The following is a 23705-nucleotide window of genomic DNA, read 5'->3' as shown; positions in this document are numbered from 1 at the left end:
CTTGAAAATCGTTACACAGGTAGGAATTATCTTTTCGATTTGCTGGATTTCTCAGATTATCGAAAAGCTTCTTCCGTTTTCTTTCCCAGCGAGCGTGATCGGCATGATTTTGCTGTTCATTCTGTTGTGCGTACATATTCTGAAGGTAGACCATATCCGCGAAAAATCGGATTTTCTGCTGGAAAATATGGCATTCTTTTTTATCCCGGCGGGAGTCAGCATCATCAACTATTTTGACGTCCTGAAAAACTGGGTGGTGCAGCTGATCGTGATCTGCGTGGTGAGTACGGTGGTGACATTTGCAGTGACGGCATACAGCATGAAGCTCGCGCTGTATCTGATGCAGAAAAAGAAAAGCGGGAGGGCAAAAGAATGATGCATGAACTGTTTATGTCTCCGTTTTTCGGAATCGGATTAAGTATCGCCGCATTCTGGGTTGGAACCTGGATCCGCAAAAAGACCGGACTGGTGCTGTGCAATCCCCTTGTGCTTGCAATTGTGATCGTATCCGGCGTTTTACTGATCTTTAAAATTCCGTATGAGGAATATAATGAAGGCGGAGCGCTTATCAACATGTTCCTCGCACCTGCAACGGCATGTCTTGCAGTTTCGATCTACACGCGGGCAGAGCTGTTAAAGAAAAACTGGCTTCCCATCGTAGTCGGTGCGTCCTGCGGATCTCTTGCATCGATGGGGAGCGTGCTGCTGATGTGTAAGCTGTTTGGCATGGACGAGGCGATGACAGTCTCGCTCATTCCGAAGTCCGTTACGACACCCATCGCAGTCAGCGTTGCAGAGGGACACGGAGGAATGGTGCCCATTACCGTTGTTGCGGTTATTTTTACCGGCATTCTGGGAAGCATTTTTGCACCGACACTGATCAGACTTTTCCGGGTAAACGATCCGATGATCGCCGGAATTTCCATCGGCGCATGCTCCCACGCGGTGGGAACATCCAAGGCGATTGAGTTGGGAGAAACAGAGGGCGCCATGAGCGGACTGGCGATCGGTGTCTGCGGTATCCTTACCGTACTGTTTTCGATGATTTTGATGCATTAAAGCTGGCCGCGCCGTGCGGTCAAAAACTGAGGCACGGGCATAAAAATTATAGCGCGGATGTAAGAACGGCGCAGCGTCAAACTACTGCAGCGCTGGGCACGAAATGGGGGAGAGCATGGAGAAAGTGGAAAAAAGGACAGATCGGATCAAAATGGATGTGATACTGGCGGCAGGCTGTATGCTGCGCCTGTTTTATGTGCTTTTTTCCACGATCTATGACAGACAGTATGATATCGGGATGATCGATCTGGATGCCGGGCATACGGTGACAGGCGGACATCTGGCATATATCCAGTATTTATATGAAAACTGGAAGCTGCCGGACTTTGACCCGACGACCGTTTATCAGTTCAACCATCCGCCGCTGCACCATTATCTGTGCGCACTGTGGATGAAGCTTTGCTCTCTTTTTATTTCCAATACGGATGTGCTGGAGGAGTCAATCCAGATCGTCCCGTTTGTCTGTTCGCTGCTTATTCTCTGGTTCCTTTTGCGGATTGCAGAGCAGTTTGAACTGACGGAAAAAGCAAAACGCTTTGTGATGCTGCTGTTTTGCTTCCATCCGGCGCTGGTGCTGCTTTCCGGAAGCGTGAACAACGATTGTATGAGCCTGATGTTCACGGTGATGTGTGTGTACTATACGATTTTGTGGAGTCGCTTTCCGACGGCGCATAACATCTTAAAGCTGGCGGTTTCCATCGCGCTTGGTATGTTGACAAAACAGAGTGTCGCGCAGATGGCCTTTCCGATCGCGGCGGTGATGCTCTGGATGCTGGTAAGAAGTCTGGACAATGGACGAGATTGTAGGGCACGCAGCGTAGAGAACACCCGAAATGCTGCAATTCCCGTCGTTCCGGTAAAGAAGCTGCTCGGTCAGTACGTTCTGTTTGGTGTAGTTTCGATTCCCCTTGGCATGAGCTTTTATATCCGAAATAGGATTCAGTTCCATATGCCCCTCGTGTGGATTTATACGCTGCCGGAGGATTCCTGGCAGTACACCGGAAATGTCCCGGTTTTGAACCGTTTCCTGTTCCCGGTGCCGTCGGAAATGTTGGACAACTTACGTCAGTTTAAGCTGGGCTGTGGCTATAATGTATGGATGCAGATCATCCGTACCTCAGTGCTGGGCGAATGGGATATGGCGGACGTCGGACGCAGTGTAAAGGTGCTGGCAGTGCTTTTGATGCTGGTCGGTGCGCTGCTGGCGCTGACAGCATGGATGGCATTTATTCGTGTATTTGTCGTTCAGGCAAAACGCTGCGGTATCGATTCTGCGAGCCGGATTTTATTTGTGGTCGGCTATTTTGTGCACCTGCTCCTGTATCTGAAATTTGCCTATGACTATCCGCAGGAATGTAGCATGCATTTTCGATATATGGAAATCGAGCTGCTGTTTCCGGCGATTGCGCTGGCATTTATCTGGCAGGAGGGCACGAAAGAGCAGCTTGAGATGCGGCGCAGGGAGGGCGGTGCGACCGGGCATCCGGCGGTGAAAAGAGCAATATCGCAGATGCTTTTTGTACTGCTGCTGGCATTTTGTCTGTTGAGCACGGCGATGACGGCAGTGTGGTGTCTGCTTTAAGGAAGATAGAGTACGGAGAAATCTGAATGGAAAATCGGACAGACCAAAGAGTATTCTGGCATGGAAAACTGAAAAAAGAATCCCGTGAAACATGGCAGGCGACGGCGCTTACTGCACTTTGCAGTGTGGCGCTGTTTTGCCTGCTTTTTTCTTATAAAAAAATGTATCCATTCGGGGATGGATCAGTGGCGATCACGGATTTATATTCCCAGTATCTGCCGCTTTTGTATCATTTTTACGATGTTGTGACAGGACAGAAAAATCTGTTTCTGGACTTTAGCGTTTCCGGCGGGGCGAATCTGTATGCGGATACGATCAATGAGGTGCTCAATCCGTTTAACTATGTTTTGCTATTGTTTGGGCGGGACAGAATTTATCAGGCGGTCAATGTGCTGGTGCTGCTTTACAGCACTGCATCGGCGGTTACAGCGCATATTTTTCTGGAAAAAACAGCATCGGGCAGACGCTTTCAGAATGTTGCGCTCGCCGTTTGCTACGCGTGCTGCGGGTACATGGCATATAACTATCAGATCATCAAGTGGATGATTTTTCCGGTGATTTTTCCGCTGTTTTGCCTGGCGCTTTTGCGTTTGCTGCGGGAGAAAAAGGGCGGCTGGTACACTGTTTTGCTCGCATGGCAGCTGATGTTGTCCATTCAGCTCGGGTTTATGACGCTTCTGTTTTCACTTTTTGCCGGGGCGATCTGGCTCTACACCTGTGAGAGAAAAGAAAACCGTACCCGAAAAATGGGGTGTATGGGAATTGATACGTTGATCGGAATTTGTATTTCGGCGACGGTTCTGCTCCCGTCTGCGATTCTGCTTTTGCAGTCCGCGCGTTCCGGGGAAAATCTGTCCTATTTCGGTGTGATGAAACGGCATGGTTTGGATGATTTGTTTGAGAGGCTGTTCCAGATTGCAAATCCGGTACTGATCGGGCTTCTGTTTGCCTCGGGATGTTTCCGGAAACGCCAAAGGCGCAGCGCTGCGGAACAGGAAACGCACAGCGCTGCAGAACGGTTCTGGCTGTATCTGACGGGATTTTTGTGGCTGACGGTATTGCTGGAACCGGCTAACCTCCTGTGGCATATGGGGTCCTATGTGTGCTTCCCGGTGCGCTATGGGTACATGGCGGTGCTGAGCATGGCGGCACTTGTGGCGGTGAGAAAGGAGCGCGATGCGGATGGTTTTCGTACAGAAAATATCTGCAAACATCCGGCAGGGCTCCGCCTGCGCTGTGTGCTCCTGCTGGTTGCTTCGGCTGTATCCGCATTGGGCGCTGTATGCCTGACACTCATTTGGGAAGAGCGTCTGGTGCAGGCGTTTTCCTCGCTGGCGATCAGCAAGGTGTGTCCGAAAGAAACCGCTGTGACAGCGGTTGTATTGCTGCTTGTTGGAGTATCGGCGTGGTGCGGACAAAAGGTGCTGCATGCAAAGACCTCCGGGGAAAAAACAGGAGGGGCAGGGTTCCCGGGAATGGCGGTGCTTGGAGCACTTGTTGGCGGCTTTTGTGTGTATACAATGATTTTACTGCCGCCAGATTATGCGGTTCGACAGGAAAATGAAGCGGCGTACCGACAGATGACAGAAATTGCAAAGCAGGCGGATAATGAAAACGCTGCATCCGCAGAGCCTTCGTGGCTGCTTGCGCGTGAGGCAGATCGGGACGATTTTCCGATCAACGCTGCATTGGTGGACCGGAAAGGCTCGATCAGCGGATACTTTCCGACCGAAAGCAAACAGACAAAGGCGGTTTTGGAAAGTCTCGGTTATCTTGCACCCTGGGTTTCGGTGCGTGCCGTCGGCGGAACGGAAATTTCCGATACAATGCTGCGCAATGTGTTTGTATTCTCAAAGGAAGCTTTGGGGCAGTCGGGCAGCGGCAGCGTACTTTCCAATCAGCGTGCCTGGGCAGAGCTTCTGTCTGCAGAGGATGTTGAAACGAAACATCGACAGACTTCTGAAGAAGAGCAGAGCGTGGATGTGACGACCGGTTCGAAAGAGTATACGAATATCATGGAAGTTTTCCCGGCTCAGGAGCTTGTTTTGGAGGATGGAACGCTTTGTATTTCTGTGACGGACAAACAGCTTTTGTATCTGGATGCAGGAAGAAGCGCGGATGAAATTTTTGTTTCAGTCAACGGTGAGCCGGTTGAAATTCCGGAGAAAAACCAGATGGCGAGTGCACATCGGCTGATTTGGTTGGGAACTTTTGAAGCGCAGGAGGTGATGATTTCTGTTACCGACCGGATGGGGACGCTGGTCGCAGCACAGGAGATGGAGCTTGGTGCGCTGCATGAGAATGCATGGCAGGCGGCGCTGCAGTCAGGAACCGCCAGAATCCTGCAGCCGTCAGAATGTTCCATTTCAGAGCGCAATGCACAAATTCATGTGAGTGTGTCTGCGGCAGAGGGAGAAACGTTATTTGTTCCGTTCGTTGCGATAGACGGATGGAAGTGTATACAAAACGGGAAAGCTGTGGATATCGAGCCGATACTTGGCGGCTTTCTGGGGATAACATTGGCAGAGGGCGAAAATAAAATTGTATTTTCGTTTGAGGAACCGGGACTGAAAGCTGGGGTTGGTATCAGCATATTGGGGTTTGCATTCCTGTTGATTCTGTTTTTTGCGAGGCGAAAAGCTGAGGCGGGATGGAAAATTGCAGCAGAGCAGAAGGGGAAGGCTGAAAAATGCTTCGGTATGCTGTATCGGCTGCTGTTGGGAGTCTTTTTTGCAGGAATCTATGTGGTTCCCACGATTGGAATGGTCGTTTCTCTGACTGGAAAAATCGTGATGAAATTTTTCGGATAGTAGATAGAAATCGGACTGGAAAGGGTTCTGGGATGGCATGAAAGAGAAAAAAACGGGAAAAGACAGCGGAAGGTTGCTGCACGCGGATCGCAGACTGGAAGATGGAAAATCTGCAGGCGACAAATCGGTGGGCAGGCGGCATGCCAATGGCAGGCACGCAGTCCGTGTGTCAAAATTCCTTCAGGTTACAGTGCTTGCTGCCGGAGTGCTCGGAATGTCAGCTGTTTCTCAAAGCATGACAGAAATTTCTGAGAAAGAGCAGCCGTTATGGCAGGTATGGAGTGCGGAAGAATGTGACGCCGGATTGACGGTAGAAACCGTTGGGGAAAATCTTATTTTACAGAAAAAAGCGAAGCTGACAGCGGACAGCGAGGAAGGCAGGGACTTTCGGGCGATGTATGCGGGGGACGGAAATCATACGGACGAAACTCTGCGCTGGTCGTCGGAAAACGATTGGGAAAACAACGATCACTGGCTGATGGCGGATTTTGGAGAACCGGTCAGCATCGGTGCAGTTCGGATATACTGGGAACGGACGAATGCGAAAAGCTATGCGCTGGAATATTCCCAGGATAAAGAGAACTGGCAGCAGGCGTCTGTTTTTGAAGAGGCGCCGGAGCAAAAAGAGCAGCAGATTGTGTTGAATGAGCCTGTAGAGGCGCGGTATTTTCGTCTGCATGTGACGGACGTTTTGAAAGAGGAAAGCGATTTAAGCCTGTATTATCAGAACGTCTCGGTACAGGAGCTGGAAGTGTACGGACAGTTGGAGGATTGTTTTGTGGTTGAAACACCTGTGATTGAAGCTGGGAGCCGCAGAACGCTGGAGCTCCCAACGGTGCCGGAGCCGTACAGCATTTCCTTTGGCGGGGCGGATTATGATGTGCTGGTAAATATGGACGGAAAAATCACGGACACGATCGCGGATACGCAGGTTGAGCTTGGATTTATTCTGGAAAAAGACGGAGAAATGCAGGAACTGCCGGGAATACAGACAAAGATTCCGGCATCGGAGAGGGTGGAAGTGGACCGAGAACGGGAGGAAGTACCGGAAGCCCTCTCGGCAGGGACCCTTCCAAAGGGCTTCACCGCGATGGAATGGAAGCCCGGTGGCGCGTCCACTGGAGCGGCCCACTCTGACTGGACAACCCGTTTCATACGGGTCGTGTACCGGGACGAGGAGCTGGAGCGGACGGCACAGCTTTTTGCAACGGAGCTTTCCGGACAGTTGCTGCAGGACGTATCGGTTGAGAAGCTGGCGGATACAGAAAAACCAGCGGAAGGAGATATCGTCCTGAACTTTCGGAAGGCTGTCGGGGACGGGAAAGAATGGACACAGACGCTTGGGGACGAGGGGTATGAACTGAATTTGGAAGCAGAGAGTCCGGGCGTGATTTCGATTTCAGCGCGCACGAAGCGCGGGGTGCGCTGGGGGTGTGTGGCGCTTGGACAGCTTTGGGAGAAATCAGAAGGACAGCTTCCGGCCGGCGTGCTGCGGGACTATCCGGCGTGGCCGGTCCGGGGCTTTGGAATCGACGTAGGGCGCAGACCGGTTTCCCTCGAACTTCTGTACCGCATTGCAGAAGAGCTTTCAAAGCATCAGATGAACACGCTGCAGATTCATTTGAACGACAATCAGATCATTTCCCAGAGCGATTACGATGGGACAAAAGAGGGCGCGCGACAGTTGTATGCGGGGTTTCGGCTGGAATCGGATGTGAGAAATAAAGCGGGACAGTCGATTACGTCGCAGGATCTGTATTATTCCAAAGAAGAATTTGCACAGTTTATCGAGGACGCTGCGGTGATGGGCGTTGAGGTCGTGCCGGAAATCGACACGCCCGCCCACAGTCTGGCACTTACAAAAGTATTTCCGAAGCTTGGGCTTTCCGGTGACCCGGAGAGTGTCGATCAGCTGGATTTGTCCAACCCGGCAGCGCAGAAGCTGGCAGAGACGATCTGGTCGGAATACCTGACGGAGTCGGATGCTTTTTCCAGAACGGGGACGGTGCATATCGGCATGGACGAGTATTTTGGGAATCAGAAAGCCTTTGTGGATTATATGAAAGCGCTTTCGGACTATGTGGCGGAGGCAGCGCCGGAAAAGACGATCCGCATGTGGGGCAGCCTGTCGAAGACCGGACAGGATTATTCGGGGCTTTCCAGAAAAATCCAGCTGCAGGTATGGGATACGGACTGGACAGATCCGCAGGAAATGTATGATGCCGGATTTTCCGTCATCAATTCGCTGAGCAGCAGTCTGTACCTGATTCCGGGCGGCGGCTATGACCGTCTGGATCTGGATTTTCTGGAAAAAAAGTGGCAGCCGAACGTTTTCGAAACGCAGGAGCGAACCTGGGAGCTTCCGCGGTGGTCGAGCCGGACGCTGGGAGCCTGCTACATGCTGTGGAACGATTATGCATCGCAGGATGGAAATGAAATTACGGAGGACGGGCTGTTTGAGCGGTTCGCAGAGCCGCTGGACATCCTGGCACGGAAGTTGTGGAAATAAAGAAAAGGAGAGAAAGAAAATGAAAATCATATCAGCTGTTGTATACAAACCGCAGCTTCAGACTGCTCTGGAAAAAAAGACTGCGGACGTATTTTGCAAAAATTTAAAAAAACGAAGCGGTGTTTCTTTACTGCAGTCTAAAACGTCTGGAAAAATCAGCATAGAGTTTTATAAAGAGGACAGCTGCAGCGAGGAGGTCAAAGCGCTGTTTGACGGCATCACTGTGCCGGGCAAAGAGGGATTCCGGATCCGGGTCATCGACAACCCGGACGGCAGCGGGCGCATCGTTGTGCTCGGAAAAGACGAGCGCGGCGAGTTTTACGGAATGGCGCGGCTTTTGAGAAAAGCAATTGTAAAAAAAGGCAGCATTGAAATTCCGGACGAGCTGGACAGCCTGAGCATGACGCCGCAGTATCCGCTGCGGGGACATCAGCTGGGCTACCGGGACAAAAACAATACCTACGGCGCATGGTCAAAAAAGGAATTCGAGGCGTATATCGAGGATCTGGCGCTGTTCGGAGCAAACGCCATCGAGCTGCTTCCGCCGAAGACGGACGACCGTTTGTATTCCGCACTTTTCCCGGAAGATCCGATGGAGCTGATGTGCGAGGTTTCCAAAATCATTCATTCCTATGGCATGGACGTCTGGTTGTGGTATCCGAATGTCGGACGCGATTATCATGATTTTGGGTGCATCGACCGGGAGATGGAAGAACGCCGGAGGGTCTTTTCTGCAATTCCTTATCTGGATGCAATGCTGGTTCCGCTGGGGGATCACGGTTCCCTCTGGCCGACGGATGCGATGCGTCTGACAGAGCATTTTGTGGAAATTCTGCACGAATATCATCCGGAAGCGGGCGTGTGGGTTGCACCGCAGCATTTTCAGCCGGAGCCTGGCTGGTACGATGCTTTTTATGAAGAAATCGCAAAGGAGCCGGACTGGATTTGCGGCGTGTGCTTTGCGCCCTGGGAGCAGGACAGCATCGAAGAGCTGTATGAGAAGCTTCCCGAAAAATATCGTGAAAACATTCGGAACTATCCGGATATTTCCCACAATTCGAACTGTCAGTTCCCGGTGGAAAACTGGGATATGGCGTTTGCACTGACGAGCGGACGGGAGGGCTACAATGCGCGTCCGGAAAAAATGAAAGCGATTCACAATATGTTAGAGCCGTATACCATCGGTTCGATCACCTATTCCGAGGGTATCCATGACGACGTCAACAAGATCCTCTGGGCGGATCAGGATTTTGACAGCTCGGTGGCGGCAGAGGAAACGATGGCGGATTATGCAAACCTGTTTATCGATTCGGAAACCTCTGAGCAGGTTGCGGAATTTTTGATGGACGTGGAGCATAACTGGGATGGCCCGGTTCTGGAAAACGACGGAATCGATGCACTGTATGAATCCTTTACAGCATTCGATAAAACCGTATCGAAACAGGTGAAAAACAATTACCGCTATCAGATGTTAAAGCTGCGGATTCTGACGGATTACTGGACGAAACAGAAATATGCGAAGGATCAGGAGCTGGAGCAGCAGGCGCGTGCGGTGCTCGACCTGGCGGATATTACCGGAAGCGAAGCAGTTATCCGGGAGGCGCGGACGATCCTGAATCTTTCCAGGGACGTTCCGGCGGCGGAGAATGTGCTGTTTGAAATGCTGAAGCTGGCAGACAGCCTGCGGAATTTGTGCGGTATTCAGCTGACCGAAAACCATCACGGCGGGCAGTGCTGGATTCGCGGCGCGTACCTGCAGACGAGAAGCATGCCGTTAAACGATTATCAGTATTTGATGCAGAGCTTTAAGCGGATTGAAAAGATGCAGAATGAAAAGAACAGATGCGCAGCGCTGCATCAGCTGAACCTGCGTCAGGATCCCGGCGACGGAAATCAGTTTTGCGCGCCCGGCACTTACGAAGGCTTTTCACATGTTTCCGTATGGCACAGCTGGGAGGAAGATCCCGGATATTTAAAAACTCCATTCATCGATCACAGCGTGTATACAATGGTCGGCCTGCTGCATGAGATCGACGGCTGGTACCACGAGTTCCCGATGCCGCTGACCTGGGCGCTGAATGTGACGGTGCTGTATGGAACGCCGCTGGAAATGACGTTTACCGGACTTGATCCGGAAGCTTCTTATGGGATGAAGGTATTTTATCCGAATTCATTTTTCCGGGCATTTATGGGACAGACCGCGCTGAAGGATGAAACGCTGGTCAATATCCGTGCCGGAAAAGTTCTGCTGGCAGATCGGATTGCGCAGAATCCGAACGGAAAATCTGTCCGCCGGGAGATCGAGGCGGGAAGAGAGCCGTTCTGGGAATACGACCTACCGAAGGAATCCTATCAGGACGGCACGTTGAAAGTCCGTTGGGAGGTTTACGATACCTTAAAGGCGCTGGCAGTCAGCGAAGTATGGATTATGAAAAAAGAATAAACAATAGAATGCACGCAAAGCGTGCATTCTATTGTCATGAACTGCAAAAAAACCGGTCATAAAAGACCGGTTTTTTATCGTACAGAGTTCAGAAAAGGGCAGCTTTTTGTCTCGCCTCACGGCGGCGTTTGTATTCTGCCTTGTCGAGGGGTACAATCATGCCGCAGCTTTCGCACAGGATGCCGCGTTGTTTTTCAAGACTGACGATGGGGATAAAGAAAAGTGTTACCTGATCGAGCTGGCGGCAAAGGGTTTGGGGAGCATCATGTCCGCAGTTTTTACAGATCGCATGTCCCCATGCGCCTTCCCGCTTGAATAAGGTTCTGGTTCCGTAAGTGATCACCATTGCATACCTCCGTTTACAGACTGTTTCAGCATATCCAGTGCAGCGTTAAAGTCTTTAGATACATTCGGGCAGGCTGCAACAAGGATTCGCTGTCCGTTCTTGTGCTCCAGAGCAATGTAATTGGATGTTGTAGGATTGCCGTTTACCATGTTGCATTTAAAAACATTATAAAACTGATCGAGAGGATATACAGAAAAACCATACTGCAAATTGGAAAAGTCAAGGAGATAATGGGGAGAGACAGCGAGACCTAATCCGTCATAAAAAGCAGCGTCAGCTGACTGGAAATCCTGACAGAGCGGTTCGAACTCACCGTTTTGCATAAGCTCCTGAATACGGGTCTGAATGTGATTGCCGTTTTTCCTGAAGGAGATCAGGACAATCACACTGAGGATGAAAAAGACTGCAGCAAATGTAAAGAGCACAAGGCTGCTGCCCATCAAAGGTGCGGTGGTATCGAGATAATGATCACCCAAGGTTTGCTCATAGTCGGAAAGGGAGAGCACAAAGCCGTTGTTATTGAAGTAGTCTACAAGGTATCCGGCAAGCTTTTTGGGGATCTTCTTGCTTTGACCGACAGCAGTCTGAGGAACCATTGTTTTCAGATCGGCATCGGAAATGGTTTCATTGTAAACAGGAAAGGGACAGGAGTTTTCGGTGCTGATGATAGACCAGTAACCTTTGTCGTTTTCGGCAACATAATATTTCTTTACAGTCCTTCCGTCAGAGGTTTGCTCTGCGAAGGGGCCCATAACATAGACGATATTGAGGGAAGCATAGCCGCCGGAGGTCGGGTCAAAGGGCTGATCCTTGTGGGGGATCAAAAAAATGCCGAACAGCAGAAAGAAGGCAGCAGCAATCAGCAAAACCGCCGGGACAGTCCGGTTTGTTTTTCCCATTTTAAGCAAGTTCTTTTTAAAATCTTCCATTAACGATAACTCTCCTCCCAGAGCTGAAATCGTGTGGGATTTCAGATTGATCTGTGTCATAGGAACAGCATAACAAGTTCATAACGGAAGATAAAGCAAGAAATTTAAGCTGTGATATCAGTTTTTTTAGATAAACAGCTCGATCAGGAAAACCAGCGCGCAGCAGATCACGGATACCGGAAATAATCCGGCGCCGAGCCATGCGGCGATGATTCCGGCGATCAGGGCAACTGCACCGGAAATCGGCGACTGCGTTGCGTGCAGGATGGCTGGAAAGGTCATCACAGCGAGCGTAACATAAGGCACATAATAAAGAAACGACTGGATAAATGTGTTGCGGATCGGTTTGCGGATCAGCGTCAGCGGAAGGACGCGGATTGTATAGGAAACCAGCGCCATGACGGCGATATAAAGCACATTACGACTCATGTTCGGATTCCTCCTCCTGTGTATTTTTGACCGGGAATAAAATTGCTGCAGCGGCGGAAATCAGCACGGTAAGCAAAATCGTGCGGGTTCCGTCGGACAATGCAGAGATTCCGGGCACATAACTGCCGAAAAAGCTCAATGCAAAGCTGATGACGATCAGGACAGCAACGACTTTATTTTTCCGGGCGGGGGGAATGATGATTGCGAGGAACATGCCGTAAAGGGCGACGCTGAGCGCACTGACAGCGCGCAGCGGAAGCGCGTTTCCTGCCATGATGCCGAAGGCTGTGCCGAATGCCCATGCAGGAGCGGCAAGCAAAATCGCACCATAGGTATAGAACGGATTCAGGCAGCCGGGGCGGGAAATCGTGATGCCGAACAGCTCGTCCGTTACATCATAAGCGATAATCAGTCTGTGGAAAAACGGTGTGCCAGGTGCAAAGCGCTGCGCGAGCGCACAGCTCATCAGCAGATACCGCGCATTTGCGATCAAAGTAATAAGCGCTACCTGGAAAAGCGTCGCATTGGCGGCGATTAAGGTGAACGCAGCATATTCTCCGGCGGAGGCATTGTTTAACAGACTGGCAAAAAAGCCCTGCAGCGGCGTCAGACCGGCGTTTCTTGCGGCGATGCCGAGGGAAAAGGAAACGGCAAAATAGCCCAGTGCGATGGGAACGCCGTCGCGCATGCCGTTTAAGAAAATCCTGCGGTCGAACGCCCAGGCGGGGCGGCCGGACAGCCGGGAGGTTTCGGAACTGGAAGTCATGATAATAGAAGTCCTTTCTTTGGTGCGTGTGAACTGCACACCAATGGCGTGCAGAATTTATTATAGCGCACCCTATCTTTGAAAAAAAGAGGAAAAAACTGAATTTACATAGAAAATAGAAGGTTTTTTTCTACAGGAAATGATTGACGGAAAGGAAGAAAGAGACTACTATAGAACAGATAAAAATTTATAGGAGGTTCATAATGGAGGAGAAAAGTGTGGCAATTAAAGACGCCAGAACACTTGGTGTACCGAAGATGCTGCTGTTAGGTCTGCAGCATATGTTCGCAATGTTTGGTGCGACGATTTTGGTACCGATTCTGGTCAACAACTATTTTGAAGGAGAAGGGCTTTCCATTCAGGTAACCCTGATCTGCGCGGGTCTGGGAACTCTGTTCTTCCACCTGTGCTCCAAGCTGAAGGTACCGGCTTTCCTTGGTTCGTCCTTCGCATTCCTGGGCGGTTTTGCTACGGTAGCAAATCTGAACACCGGAATTTTCGCAGACATGACCATGGGAGAAAAGCTGCCTTATGCCTGTGGCGGTATTGTTGTAGCTGGTTTGTTGTATCTGGTGCTTGCCCTGGTCATCAAGCTTGCAGGTGTACATCGCGTTATGCATTATCTGCCGCCTGTTGTAACCGGTCCGATTATCATCTGTATCGGTCTGTCCCTTGCACCGTCTGCAATCTCCAACGCATCGACCAACTGGCTGATCGCTCTGATTGCACTTGGAACCATTATCGTATTTAACATCTGGGGAAAAGGAATGTTCAAAATTATCCCGATTCTGATGGGCGTTGTGGTTTCCTATGTTGTTGCAGCTGTTTTAAATGCAATTGGCCTGACAAATCCGGACGGAAGCGCTATCCTGGATTTCTCCAACATTGCATCTGCATCCTGGGTTGGCCTGCCGCCTTTCCAGCTGTGCAAATTTAACCTGACTGCAATTTTAGTTATGGCTCCGATCGCGCTTGCTACCATGATGGAGCACATCGGCGATATGTCCGCGATTTCCGCAACAGTCGGCGAAAACTTCATCGCTGATCCCGGTCTGCACCGCACTCTGGTAGGCGACGGTCTTGCAACCGCTCTGTCCGCTCTGGTTGGCGGTCCTGCAAACACCACCTACGGTGAGAACACCGGCGTTCTGGAATTAAGCCATGTACATGATCCCCGAGTGATCCGTATTGCAGCTGTATTCGCAGTAATCTTAAGCTTTATTCCGAAGATGGCTGATGTAATCGGCTCCATGCCGTCCGCAATCATCGGTGGCGTAAGCTTCATGCTGTATGGTATGATTTCCGCAATCGGCGTCCGTAACGTAGTAGAGAACCATGTAGACCTGACCAAGTCCCGCAACCTGGTTATCGCAGCAGTAATCCTGGTATGCGGCCTGGGCTTCTCCAGTGGTCTGACCTTTACGGTATTCGGTACATCCATCACGCTGACCGGTCTTGCAATCGCAGCGCTGGCAGGTATTATCCTGAATGCAATTCTGCCTGGCAATGACTATGAGTTTGGTAAGGATTTAAAGGGTGATATCAACAGAGGCGTTACCCTGAAACCCAATCCGGAAGAAATTAAGTAAAAATCGAAGGCGCGCCTCCGTTATAAGAGGTGCAAAGGAACAGCCCCGGCAGTTTTCAAACAATAGAATGCACGCTCTGCGAGCATTCTATTGTCATGAATAAAAACTGTCGGGGCTGTTTTTTGTTTCATGGGAAAATACGTCCTATGAAATAAAAACGCTCCGCGAGGATGCGCACTCGGCGCAAGGGTAGATGGTTGCCGAAGCAACCGCGCCTCGGCGCGAGAATGTGCCAAGGCACATTCTTTTTTACATCAGCTTACGGAATAATGCGGTCAGATCTTCGATGCTTGCATCCTTCGGGTTGCCGGGTGCACATGCATCTGCATGGGCAGATTCTGCCAGGAACGGAAGATCCTCTTCCTTGATGGCTTCGAGCTTGGACGGAATGCCGACATCCTCGGAAAGCTTGCGGACAGCATCGATCGCAGCTTTACGGTAAGCAGCCTGATCCATCTGATCAACGCCTTCTACGCCCATTGCGCGTGCGATTTCACGGTATTTTTCACCGGTGCAGTCTGCGTTGTATTCCATAACGATCGGAAGCATCATTGCGCATGCAACGCCGTGAGGGGTGTCATAAACAGCGCCCAGGGTGTGTGCCATGGAATGAGCGATGCCGAGACCGACATTGGAGAAGCCCATGCCTGCGATATACTGACCAAGAGCCATGCCTTCACGGCCTTCTTTGGTGTTAGCGACGGCATTACGCAGGGATTTGGAAATGATTTCGATTGCCTTTAAGTGGAACATATCGGTCATTTCCCATGCAGCCTTTGTGGTGTAGCCTTCGATTGCGTGGGTCAGAGCATCCATACCAGTAGAAGCGGTCAGGCCCTTTGGCATGGAGGACATCATATCGGGATCAACGACTGCGATGATCGGCATGTCGTGGGGGTCAACGCATACGAATTTGCGCTTGCGCTCTACGTCGGTGATAACGTAGTTGATGGTAACCTCTGCAGCGGTGCCGGCAGTGGTAGGAACAGCGATAATCGGAACGCAGGGCTTTTTGGTGGGAGCAACGCCTTCGAGGCTGCGGACGTCTTCAAATTCCGGGTTGGCGATGATGATGCCGATGGCCTTGGAGGTATCCATAGAGGAACCGCCGCCGATTGCGATGATGTAGTCAGCGCCGGAAGCCTTGAACGCTGCAACGCCGTTCTTTACGTTTTCGATGGTCGGGTTTGCTTTGATATCGGAGTAGATTTCATAAGCAAGACCTTCGCGGTCTAAAATATCCGTTACCTTTGCGGTTACGCCAAACTTGATCAGATCCGGATCAGAACATACAAATGCTTTCCGGAAAGCATGAGCCTTTGCTTCGTTTGCGATTTCTTCGATTGCGCCAGCTCCGTGATAGGAGGTCTGGTTGAGCATAATTCTGTTTGCCATTGGAAAAACCCCTTTCTTTCGATCGATTTTTGATAATTTCATTGTAATACAAAAAAGGAAAGAAAAAAAGGAAATTTTTATAAAATCGACATTATTCTAATGGAAAAAAGGAAGAAATGTTATTGAAATTTACCAGAATTTACTTTCTTTTCAAAACTTTTTTAGCTTTGTTGACAATCTACGATTCCGCAGATGGAAATTCCTTTTTGCAGTTTTTAGAAGCTGCGTCGTCCGGTGCCTGGGGGGGGTGCAGCAAAAGCGTCTGGAATATTCCAGGTTTGCCTGAATCAGGTTGTATTCCAGTAAAAGACGGAGCGTGCAGGAGAGACATTCGGGAGATTTGGCGTGCGCTTCGCACACGTCCTTGAAAGAGTGGGACAGATTCAGAATATCCAGAGAAGAGACTGCCATGCAGATCACCTGAAACGCTCCGTTTCTATATAGTATGGCGCGCGTGCCGCCGGGGTGCGCAAACCGCTTCGGTGGATACCTCTTCTTTCCGGATAAAAACAGCGATGACAAGACTTTCCTGCTTGCATCCTGCCCTACAGATGATAAACTGGGAGTAAGAATCGAAAGGGACAGGAGGCACACAGCATGAACCTAAATCCGCTTGCGGCAGAGAAACAGTTTTTAAACCCATTGGATCGCGTCAACGGATTCGATATCCGTCCGGGGCTATATGAAATCAACGGAGCGACTTCCTTCGGAAGCTGCGTCAACTTTACAATTCATTCTCAGAATGCGGTTTCCTGTGAGCTGCTGCTGTTTCACAGAGGGGAAAAAGAGCCTTACGGGACGATTCCTTTTCCGGAAAATTACAGGATCGGGCGGGTATATTCGATGATCGTGTTCGGTCTGGATATTTACGATTTTGAGTACGCCTATCGGATGGACGGGCCGAACGTCCCGGAAAAAGGGCTGATTTATGATAAAACAAAAGTGCTTTTGGATCCGTATGCACGGGCGGTGACGCAGCAGAGCATCTGGGGAAAAGAGCCCGACCGGGAGAAGGGTTATCATGGGCGGGTGGTGTTCAACGATTTCGACTGGGGTGACGCCAGAGAGCCGAAAAAGCCGATGCAGGAGCTGATTATTTATGAGATGCATGTGCGCGGTTTTACAAAGCATGCCTCCTCGGGCGTGCAGTTTCCGGGAACGTTTGAGGGTATCCGGGAAAAAATCCCCTACCTGAAGGCGCTTGGCATCACTGCGGTTGAGCTGATGCCGGTGTTTGAATTCGACGAGACGATGGGAAAACGTGAAATTGGCGGCAGGACGCTTCTGGATTACTGGGGCTACAACACGGTTGGATTTTTTGCACCGAACACAGGATACACGGCGCGTCAGGAGTATAACCGGGAAGGGACGGAGTTTAAAAATCTCATCCGGGAGCTTCACCAGAACGGAATCGAAGTCATTTTAGATGTGGTGTTCAATCATACCGCGGAGGGAAACGAGCAGGGACCGTTTTTTGAATTTAAGGGAATCGACAACCGGATTTATTATATGCTGACGCCGGAGGGAGACTATTATAATTTCAGCGGATGCGGAAATACGTTAAATTGCAATCATCCAGTCGTACAGCAGATGATTCTGGAATGCCTGCGGCATTGGGTAATTCATTATCGGGTGGACGGTTTTCGCTTTGACCTTGCGAGCATTTTGGGACGAAACGAGGACGGGACGCCGCTGTTACAGCCGCCTCTGCTTCGGAATCTGGCGGAAGATCCGGTGCTGAAGGACGTCAACCTGATTGCGGAGGCATGGGATGCGGGCGGTTTGTATCAGGTCGGAAATTTCCCGGCGTGGAACCGGTGGGCGGAGTGGAACGGCAAATACCGGGACGAGCTGCGCAGCTTTTTAAAAGGAGAGTACTGGTTCGCTGCACAGGCAGCAAAGCGGATTACCGGCTCTCCGGATCTGTACGGCGGGCAGTATCGGGGCTACAATTCGTCAATCAATTTTCTGACCTGTCACGACGGCTTTACGCTGTACGACCTGTATTCTTATAATGAAAAACATAACGAGGAAAACGGCTGGAATAATACTGATGGTGCAGATGATAACCGGAGCTGGAACTGTGGGTACGAGGGAAAAACCGACAACCCCGAAATAGAAGCGCTTCGGAAAAGAATGATCAAAAATGCCTGTGCGGTGTTACTGTGCAGCCGCGGAACGCCGATGTTTCTGGCGGGAGACGAATTTTGCAATACGCAGTTTGGCAACAACAACGCCTACTGTCAGGACAACGAAATTTCCTGGCTGGACTGGTCGCTGTTGGAAAAAAATAGAGAAATTTACGAATTTTTCCGGTATATGATTGCATTCCGCAAAAAACACTCTGCAATCCGCGGAGAATGCAGTTCGTCCGGGCTTGGGTTCCCGACGGTCAGCGTCCATACGAATCAGCCCTGGGACAATAATGTGACCCAGGAAAGTAAATTCCTGGGCGTGATGTTTGCGGGGGCGGTTCCGGCCGGAAGCAGTCAGAAAACAGGACGAAATCAGGAAAACGCGTGGAGTCAGGAAGCAGAGAGACGCCGGGAATCTGTGTGGAGCTTGGAAATGGAGCGAACCCGGGAATTGGAAACGGAAGATCTCGTGTACCTGGCGGTCAATGTTTTCTGGGAGGATCAGCAGTTTTTTCTGCCGAAGCTTCCAAACGGCTTTGTATGGAGGCTTGCGGTCAATACGGACCAGCCGGAAATGCCCGAAAAGGAGTCACAGATGACTGTCATTGACAGTGAATTTATCCTGAAACCGCGCAGCGTCGCCGTTTTTGTGGGAGGCCCATCTTTTTAACAAAATGCCGCGAAATGGAAAGAAGAGCTGATGATGTCTCCACATTATAAGCCAAACATTTCGCGGCAGATTTTTTTCCCGGTCTCTGTGCGGAAAATGTTGTCATAGGTCGCCCGGATATGGGCTGTGTCCGTGTTTCCTTCAAAGAGGTTGACCAGAAAATCCGCCTCCACCAGAATCTGATAATCGAGACCGTCGATGCCGGTATAAGTATGATGATGACCGACTAAAAAGCTGACGCGCTCTATCACATCTTTTTCAAATCCCAGCTCGGAGAGCATCTGCTCTGCCAGGGCAGGACCTTCTTTTTCCTGCAATTTTCCGTTTCCGTCTCCGTATTTTTCCAGACACAGCCGGATGCCGATATCGTGCACGATGGCGGCAGCTTCCGTAATGAACAGTGTTTTTTCATCGAGATGCTCGGAAACAGCGATCGTCTTTGCAAAGCTGTGCACCTTCAGAAAATGCTGAATGCGCCCCGGGCAGCCGTGATCGTAGGAAATCATTTTTAAAATAAGCGGTTCTAAAGTCATACAAATTTCCCTCCTTTGTGTGATACATAAGTCAGTTAAAAACATCATAGCGCGGTTTTACGGATAATTCAAGCGCAGGAAAACGGTTGACAGTTCTCTGCAGATAAACTAGGATGAAAAAAGATGTAGGTACATCCATTTTGAAAAACTATCGTGCAGGAAAGTCCCTGCAACTTAAATTCAGGAGGACGCTTGCGATGGATAAAACCGAACGGAAAATGACGAAAATTGCGCGGGAGTTAAATAAGCTGACGGTACAGACGATGAAGGAGGAAGGAATCGGGACGGCGGAGTTCGATTTTATCCATCTGGTGCGGCACCATCCCGGCATCACACAGGCGCAGCTGCGGGAAGAATTAAAGATCGACAAGGGAGCTGCGGCGCGCCGGGCGGCAAGCCTGGAAGCGAAGGGTTACCTGATTCGCCGGGACAATCCGGAGGACAAAAGAAGTCAGCTTTTGTATGCGACAAAAAAGGCGGAAGGGCTGAAAAACTCCAAGGTCAGCATTGAATCGACGTTTTATGAGTGGCTGATGGAGGAACTGGACGAATCAGAAACCGAGCACTTTTGCGAAATGCTGGATCGACTGTATCTGAGATCGAAAAAAGAAAGCCGGTCTGGATTTTTACAGGTAAAGGAACGGATGGACAGAGGAGAAAAGGATGGCTGAAGGGACGACGATGTGCGACAGGAAAGAATCGGGAATCCGGACTGCCTGGAAAAAACCGGATCAGATCGGAAGCTACTTTGTGACGGAGTGGAAGCCGCTGCTTGCGGTGACGGTTTCCGGCCTGATTTATAATATCGGACTGCTCGCAGGACCGTGGTTTGAAGGACGGCTTGCACAGTGCCTGCTGGATGTATTTGCAGGGAAAAAATTTTTTACCGATATGCTGCTTTTGGTGTGCGCGTATGTGGCAGTGATCGGATTCGTGCAGGGCGCGCGCTACATCAAGCGGTTTTATGTGCGCCGGTTTGCGAACAATATCAACCGGAGCATGAAGCAGGTGCTTTACGGGAATCTGGTACATAAAAGTGTAGGTGAGCTGGAAAAAGAGGGGGCCGGAAGCCTTCTGACAAAAGCGGTGTCTGACGTGGATGCGTGCGTAGAGGGAATCCGGAAGTTCACGACGGAGATTTTTGATACCGGTATTGCGCTGCTTGCCTATGCTGCGATGCTGTTGTGGTACGACTGGCGGCTTGCGCTGCTGTGTCTGTTGTTCCCGCCGTTTTCCTATTTGATGGCGGAAAAGATGAAAACCGTGGTAGAGCGCAGCAATGCCGCATATAAGGAGAGCGCCGGACGCTTGAATACAGCGACGCTGGACCGCGCGGGCAACGCGGTGACTTATCGGATTTACGGCTGTGAAAAACAGCGCAGCGGCATGTATGAAAAACAGCTGGAGGATTACGAAAAAACAGCAGTCCGTGCAGGGATGCAGGTCGTAGCGATGCCTCCGCTGTATCAGGTGATTTCCATGGGAAGCACCGTGCTGATTTTGTATTTCGGTTCGAAAAATGTGTTAAACAGCGGATGGACGGTTTGGAACATCGCAGCGTTTACGACATTTTTATCCTGCTATGGAAAGCTTGCGGTCAAGTCCTCGAAGGCGGCGAAGCTGTTTAACTCCGTACAGAAAGCGAACGTTTCGTGGAAAAGAATCCGTCCGCTGCTGATAGAGCCTCCGGAAGAAACAGAAGAAAAGACAGCCGGGGCGGTCAGCCTGAAGCTGGATCAGGCGGGCGGCGCATATCCGGGTGGAAAGCAGATTTTTGACGGATTGACGATAAGTGCAAAGCCTGGACAGATCATCGGGATCACGGGTCCTGTTGCGTGCGGCAAATCGACTCTTGGTAAAATTTTTCTGGGAGAAGTGCCTTATACCGGACATGTTTTGTTAAACAGGAAAGAATTATCTGAATATTCAGACAAAGAACGCAGGAGCATGGTCGGATGGCAGGGACACGATCCGGAGCTTTTGGCGGACAGTGTCCGAAACAATGTCGCGCTCGGAGAGGAGCAGATCGACGTCGGCAGGGAGCTTTCGCGCGTTTGCCTGGACCGGGAAGTGTCCGAAATGGAAAACGGCGTCGATACACTGGTCGGCAGCCGCGGCGTGCGGCTTTCCGGCGGGCAGCAGGCGAGAACGGCGCTTGCACGGACGCTGTCCCATGCAAAGCCGCTGATCGTTTTGGATGACCCGTTTGCGGCGCTGGATCGGAATACGGAGGAGGAGATTTTCCGGGAATTAAAAGCGATGTCAAAGGATCGGATTATCCTGCTGATTTCGCACCGCCTGTATTTGTTTGATCAGATGGATCAGGTCATCTGGATGGAAAACGGACAGACGCAGACAGGAACGCACGAAAAAATGCTGCAGATAGTTCCGGAATATGCAAATTTGTGCAAGGTATGGAAGGAGGGAGCAGACCATGCGTGAGCGTTTGAAAAAAACGATGCCGTCAAAGGCGCATCATGAAATTCTCACTGCGGTGGGATCGATCTGCACACAGAATCTTCTGCTTCCGATTGCATTGGTCATCACCGTAGTCGGCGCAGTCGTCACTGCACTTGTGCCGCCGCTGATTCTGGAAAAAATCGTGGACGGGCTGACTGCGGGAAACCCGATGCCGATTGTACAGGCATTTTCCTATTTCGGCGTGACAGCACTGGCGGGATTGCTGGAATCTACGCGGGAAAGCCTTTTGATCGTATTCGGACAGAAGCTGACTCACGGTCTGCGCAGTCAGATGTGCGAAAAGCTGTCGCAGCTGTCCGCAGATACGTTGAGTAAAATGGACGCAGGAACGATCGCATCCCGGTTCGTCGGGGATGTTGATACGCTGGAAACGCTGTTTACCTCCGGTATCATCAGCATGTTTGCAGACGCCTGCACGATGATCGGTATTTACGCAGTGCTCTGGCAGAAAAACCGCGGACTTGCGATTACTCTGCTGGCGATTCTGCCGCTGATCGCACTGTTTACAAGACATGTTCAGAAAAAAATGCTGGCTGCGCAGATGGACAGCAGAAAGGCTGCTGCGCGGACGTCGGGTCTTGTGCCGGAGACGATTCATTGCATTCGGATGATCCATGTTTTTGGAAAAGAAGGCTTTATGCGCAAACGTTATGACCGTACGCTGCAGGAGGGATATGCTGCGATGGAGCGTACAAATTTTTACGATGCACTGTATTCTCCGGTTATTTTGATTACAGATGCGCTGGTGACGGGCGTTGTCATGCTGCTGTCGGCTTCGTCCGGCCCGGAGGTCAGAATGTTTTTCGGCATGTCAGTCGGTACGGCGGTTGCGGTAATTTCCTATATTTCAAGAATCTTTTCCCCAATCGAAAGCATTGGCATGGAAATCCAGACGATCCAGGAGGCGCTGGCAGGCGCGAAGCGTGTCGGAGAATTTCTGGAGCTGCCGACGCGGCTGGAAACCTCCGGGGAGGCGGGAGAAAAAGTGATGGTAGAACTTGGCAGAGCCGGCTCGGTCTCTGGTTCGGATTATGCTGCGGCCGCTGGTTCGGATCGCGCTGCGGCCGCTGAGCCGGCAAAATCGCCTGCGGTCGCATGCATTTCCCTGGAAGATGTCAGCTTCGGCTATGAAGAGGAAAAGATGGTTCTGAAGCATTTGAGCTTCGAGATAAAAACCGGCGAGCAGGTAACGATGACCGGGCGCACCGGCGCAGGAAAGAGCACAATTTTTAAATTGCTTTTGGGGCTGTATCGTCCGCAAAAGGGCTGTGTAAAAATATATGGACAGGACGCTTATCTGCTTCCGGACAGTATCAGACGGCGTCTGTTTGGCTGCGTGGAGCAGAGCTTTAAGCGGGTTCCCGGAACCGTTCTGGAGCAGATTACGCTTTCTGATCCGATGATTTCCAGAGAGGATGCGGTCGAAGCGGCGAAGCTGGCAGGACTGCATGAAGTGATTGCCGGAATGGAGCAGGGGTATGATACGCCCTGCACGGATGCACTGTTTTCACAGGGACAGTGGCAGCTTTTGTCCATTGCCCGGGCGGTTGCAGCGAAGCCGTCGATTCTGCTGCTGGATGAAATCACGGCGAACCTCGATGTAGGCACAGAGCAGGAGGTTTTGTATGCGCTCAGGCGCGCCGGAGAAAACCGGACGGTGGTTTCCATTTCCCACCGTTTGTATGAAAAAATGGGCGGCAGGGAGCTTGTAATCGGGTAACCAGACATCGTCGCAAAATACAATATGCCGCGCAAAGCCACAACCGGTCGCCTCTGCGCGGCATATTTCTCCTCCTTTCTGCGCACGTTTTTTGCGCATGTCGAGTTTGTGTCAAGTGAGCGCAGACACAAATCTCGCGATTGAAAAATTTTATTTTTCAATCTTTGCCCTCTATGCAGCGGAAACCTTCTTGTCTTTTGCTACAGGAATGATATACTGGGACTGAAATGATGTCGGGATCAAAAAGGTCTTTTGTCTCCTATGATACCGGATCAGGCATAAAAGCGATGACAGACAGGAGTGGCATAC

Annotated in this window: 18 protein-coding genes; 12 read left to right on the top strand and 6 right to left on the bottom strand. The window is 50.8% G+C overall.

Annotation, left to right across the window (positions count from 1 at the left end; translation table 11 throughout):
- The first annotated feature begins 1 nt into the window (after window position 1).
- The 6 genes from OCV62_RS03510 (at window position 2) to OCV62_RS03485 (ending at window position 10403) form a co-directional block, all read left to right on the top strand.
- Entirely contained in the window at window positions 2-376 is a 375-nt protein-coding gene (locus OCV62_RS03510; RefSeq protein ID WP_117959959.1) for a CidA/LrgA family protein, read from the top strand.
- Window positions 373-1059: an LrgB family protein gene (locus OCV62_RS03505; protein ID WP_330667219.1), complete on the top strand. Its 687-nt coding sequence runs from the start codon at window positions 373-375 to the stop codon at window positions 1057-1059. The genes OCV62_RS03510 and OCV62_RS03505 overlap by 4 nt, the downstream gene beginning before the upstream one ends.
- A gap of 115 nt (window positions 1060-1174) precedes the next feature.
- Window positions 1175-2641 carry an ArnT family glycosyltransferase gene (locus OCV62_RS03500; protein WP_262585147.1) on the top strand — a complete coding sequence of 489 codons (1467 nt, stop codon included), beginning with the start codon at window positions 1175-1177 and terminating at the stop codon, window positions 2639-2641.
- 26 nt (window positions 2642-2667) lie between these two features.
- Complete coding sequence (locus OCV62_RS03495; RefSeq protein ID WP_262585146.1) at window positions 2668-5451, top strand: YfhO family protein; 2784 nt, start codon at window positions 2668-2670, stop codon at window positions 5449-5451.
- 37 nt (window positions 5452-5488) lie between these two features.
- Entirely contained in the window at window positions 5489-7960 is a 2472-nt protein-coding gene (locus OCV62_RS03490) for a family 20 glycosylhydrolase (RefSeq protein ID WP_262585145.1), read from the top strand.
- A gap of 19 nt (window positions 7961-7979) precedes the next feature.
- A complete protein-coding gene (locus OCV62_RS03485) occupies window positions 7980-10403 on the top strand; it encodes a glycoside hydrolase family 20 zincin-like fold domain-containing protein (protein ID WP_262585144.1) in 2424 nt (807 codons plus the stop codon).
- Window positions 10404-10491: 88 nt separating this feature from the next.
- Here OCV62_RS03485 and OCV62_RS03480 read toward each other — a convergent pair whose 3' ends face one another.
- The 4 genes from OCV62_RS03480 to OCV62_RS03465 all read right to left on the bottom strand — a co-directional run bounded on the left by OCV62_RS03480 (window position 10492) and on the right by OCV62_RS03465 (window position 12795).
- Window positions 10492-10749, bottom strand: a complete 258-nt coding sequence (locus OCV62_RS03480; RefSeq protein ID WP_021914943.1) for a zinc-ribbon domain-containing protein — start codon at window positions 10747-10749, stop codon at window positions 10492-10494.
- The gene (locus OCV62_RS03475; protein ID WP_262585143.1) at window positions 10743-11678 is read right to left on the bottom strand and encodes a DUF6709 family protein; all 936 of its coding nucleotides are present in this window, start codon (window positions 11676-11678) and stop codon (window positions 10743-10745) included. The genes OCV62_RS03480 and OCV62_RS03475 overlap by 7 nt, the downstream gene beginning before the upstream one ends.
- 126 nt (window positions 11679-11804) lie before the next feature.
- Entirely contained in the window at window positions 11805-12107 is a 303-nt protein-coding gene (locus OCV62_RS03470) for an AzlD domain-containing protein (RefSeq protein ID WP_021914941.1), read from the bottom strand.
- Window positions 12097-12795, bottom strand: a complete 699-nt coding sequence (locus tag OCV62_RS03465; protein ID WP_334308285.1) for an AzlC family ABC transporter permease — start codon at window positions 12793-12795, stop codon at window positions 12097-12099. The genes OCV62_RS03470 and OCV62_RS03465 overlap by 11 nt, the downstream gene beginning before the upstream one ends.
- A gap of 281 nt (window positions 12796-13076) precedes the next feature.
- Here OCV62_RS03465 and OCV62_RS03460 point away from each other — a divergent pair, with 281 nt between their 5' ends.
- Entirely contained in the window at window positions 13077-14462 is a 1386-nt protein-coding gene (locus OCV62_RS03460) for a uracil-xanthine permease family protein (protein WP_262585142.1), read from the top strand.
- Between the two features lie 249 nt (window positions 14463-14711).
- Here OCV62_RS03460 and fucO read toward each other — a convergent pair whose 3' ends face one another.
- A complete protein-coding gene (gene fucO / locus OCV62_RS03455) occupies window positions 14712-15857 on the bottom strand; it encodes a lactaldehyde reductase (protein ID WP_262585140.1) in 1146 nt (381 codons plus the stop codon).
- Window positions 15858-15973: 116 nt separating this feature from the next.
- Between fucO and OCV62_RS03450 the strand changes: the two genes are divergently transcribed.
- Both OCV62_RS03450 and glgX read left to right on the top strand, forming a co-directional pair.
- Window positions 15974-16225, top strand: coding sequence for a hypothetical protein (locus OCV62_RS03450; protein WP_262585139.1), 252 nt, complete (start codon window positions 15974-15976; stop codon window positions 16223-16225).
- A 229-nt stretch (window positions 16226-16454) separates the two neighbouring features.
- Window positions 16455-18662 carry a glycogen debranching protein GlgX gene (gene glgX, locus OCV62_RS03445; protein WP_262585138.1) on the top strand — a complete coding sequence of 736 codons (2208 nt, stop codon included), beginning with the start codon at window positions 16455-16457 and terminating at the stop codon, window positions 18660-18662.
- 44 nt (window positions 18663-18706) lie between these two features.
- On the opposite strand, the gene OCV62_RS03440 is transcribed toward glgX, so the two are convergent.
- Complete coding sequence (locus OCV62_RS03440) at window positions 18707-19195, bottom strand: HD domain-containing protein (protein WP_262585136.1); 489 nt, start codon at window positions 19193-19195, stop codon at window positions 18707-18709.
- A gap of 197 nt (window positions 19196-19392) precedes the next feature.
- Here OCV62_RS03440 and OCV62_RS03435 point away from each other — a divergent pair, with 197 nt between their 5' ends.
- The 3 genes from OCV62_RS03435 to OCV62_RS03425 are packed head-to-tail and all read left to right on the top strand — an operon-like array spanning window position 19393 to window position 23396.
- Window positions 19393-19866: a MarR family winged helix-turn-helix transcriptional regulator gene (locus OCV62_RS03435; protein ID WP_118495686.1), complete on the top strand. Its 474-nt coding sequence runs from the start codon at window positions 19393-19395 to the stop codon at window positions 19864-19866.
- Window positions 19859-21637, top strand: a complete 1779-nt coding sequence (locus OCV62_RS03430; RefSeq protein WP_262585135.1) for an ABC transporter ATP-binding protein — start codon at window positions 19859-19861, stop codon at window positions 21635-21637. The genes OCV62_RS03435 and OCV62_RS03430 overlap by 8 nt, the downstream gene beginning before the upstream one ends.
- Window positions 21630-23396, top strand: a complete 1767-nt coding sequence (locus tag OCV62_RS03425; protein ID WP_262585134.1) for an ABC transporter ATP-binding protein — start codon at window positions 21630-21632, stop codon at window positions 23394-23396. The genes OCV62_RS03430 and OCV62_RS03425 overlap by 8 nt, the downstream gene beginning before the upstream one ends.
- Window positions 23397-23705 lie beyond the last annotated feature (309 nt).

The sequence above is a fragment of the Gallintestinimicrobium propionicum genome, from assembly GCF_025567525.1.
GTDB lineage: Bacteria > Bacillota > Clostridia > Lachnospirales > Lachnospiraceae > Gallintestinimicrobium > Gallintestinimicrobium propionicum.
Note: the sequence above shows the minus strand (reverse complement) of the source record. Positions and strands in the feature narration are given on the sequence as shown.

What these genes read in the sequence shown, in the direction of transcription:
- OCV62_RS03450 (WP_262585139.1), top strand. Translation starts at nt 15,974, where the DNA reads ATGTTATTGAAATTTACCAGAATTTACTTTCTTTTCAAAACTTTTTTA.
- OCV62_RS03495 (WP_262585146.1), top strand. Translation starts at nt 2,668, where the DNA reads ATGGAAAATCGGACAGACCAAAGAGTATTCTGGCATGGAAAACTGAAA.
- OCV62_RS03470 (WP_021914941.1), bottom strand. Translation starts at nt 12,107, where the DNA reads ATGAGTCGTAATGTGCTTTATATCGCCGTCATGGCGCTGGTTTCCTAT.
- OCV62_RS03505 (WP_330667219.1), top strand. Translation starts at nt 373, where the DNA reads ATGATGCATGAACTGTTTATGTCTCCGTTTTTCGGAATCGGATTAAGT.
- OCV62_RS03490 (WP_262585145.1), top strand. Translation starts at nt 5,489, where the DNA reads ATGAAAGAGAAAAAAACGGGAAAAGACAGCGGAAGGTTGCTGCACGCG.
- glgX (WP_262585138.1), top strand. Translation starts at nt 16,455, where the DNA reads ATGAACCTAAATCCGCTTGCGGCAGAGAAACAGTTTTTAAACCCATTG.
- OCV62_RS03435 (WP_118495686.1), top strand. Translation starts at nt 19,393, where the DNA reads ATGGATAAAACCGAACGGAAAATGACGAAAATTGCGCGGGAGTTAAAT.
- OCV62_RS03480 (WP_021914943.1), bottom strand. Translation starts at nt 10,749, where the DNA reads ATGGTGATCACTTACGGAACCAGAACCTTATTCAAGCGGGAAGGCGCA.
- OCV62_RS03440 (WP_262585136.1), bottom strand. Translation starts at nt 19,195, where the DNA reads ATGACTTTAGAACCGCTTATTTTAAAAATGATTTCCTACGATCACGGC.
- OCV62_RS03475 (WP_262585143.1), bottom strand. Translation starts at nt 11,678, where the DNA reads ATGGAAGATTTTAAAAAGAACTTGCTTAAAATGGGAAAAACAAACCGG.
- fucO (WP_262585140.1), bottom strand. Translation starts at nt 15,857, where the DNA reads ATGGCAAACAGAATTATGCTCAACCAGACCTCCTATCACGGAGCTGGC.
- OCV62_RS03460 (WP_262585142.1), top strand. Translation starts at nt 13,077, where the DNA reads ATGGAGGAGAAAAGTGTGGCAATTAAAGACGCCAGAACACTTGGTGTA.
- OCV62_RS03425 (WP_262585134.1), top strand. Translation starts at nt 21,630, where the DNA reads ATGCGTGAGCGTTTGAAAAAAACGATGCCGTCAAAGGCGCATCATGAA.
- OCV62_RS03500 (WP_262585147.1), top strand. Translation starts at nt 1,175, where the DNA reads ATGGAGAAAGTGGAAAAAAGGACAGATCGGATCAAAATGGATGTGATA.
- OCV62_RS03430 (WP_262585135.1), top strand. Translation starts at nt 19,859, where the DNA reads ATGGCTGAAGGGACGACGATGTGCGACAGGAAAGAATCGGGAATCCGG.
- OCV62_RS03465 (WP_334308285.1), bottom strand. Translation starts at nt 12,795, where the DNA reads ATGCGCGACGGCGTTCCCATCGCACTGGGCTATTTTGCCGTTTCCTTT.
- OCV62_RS03485 (WP_262585144.1), top strand. Translation starts at nt 7,980, where the DNA reads ATGAAAATCATATCAGCTGTTGTATACAAACCGCAGCTTCAGACTGCT.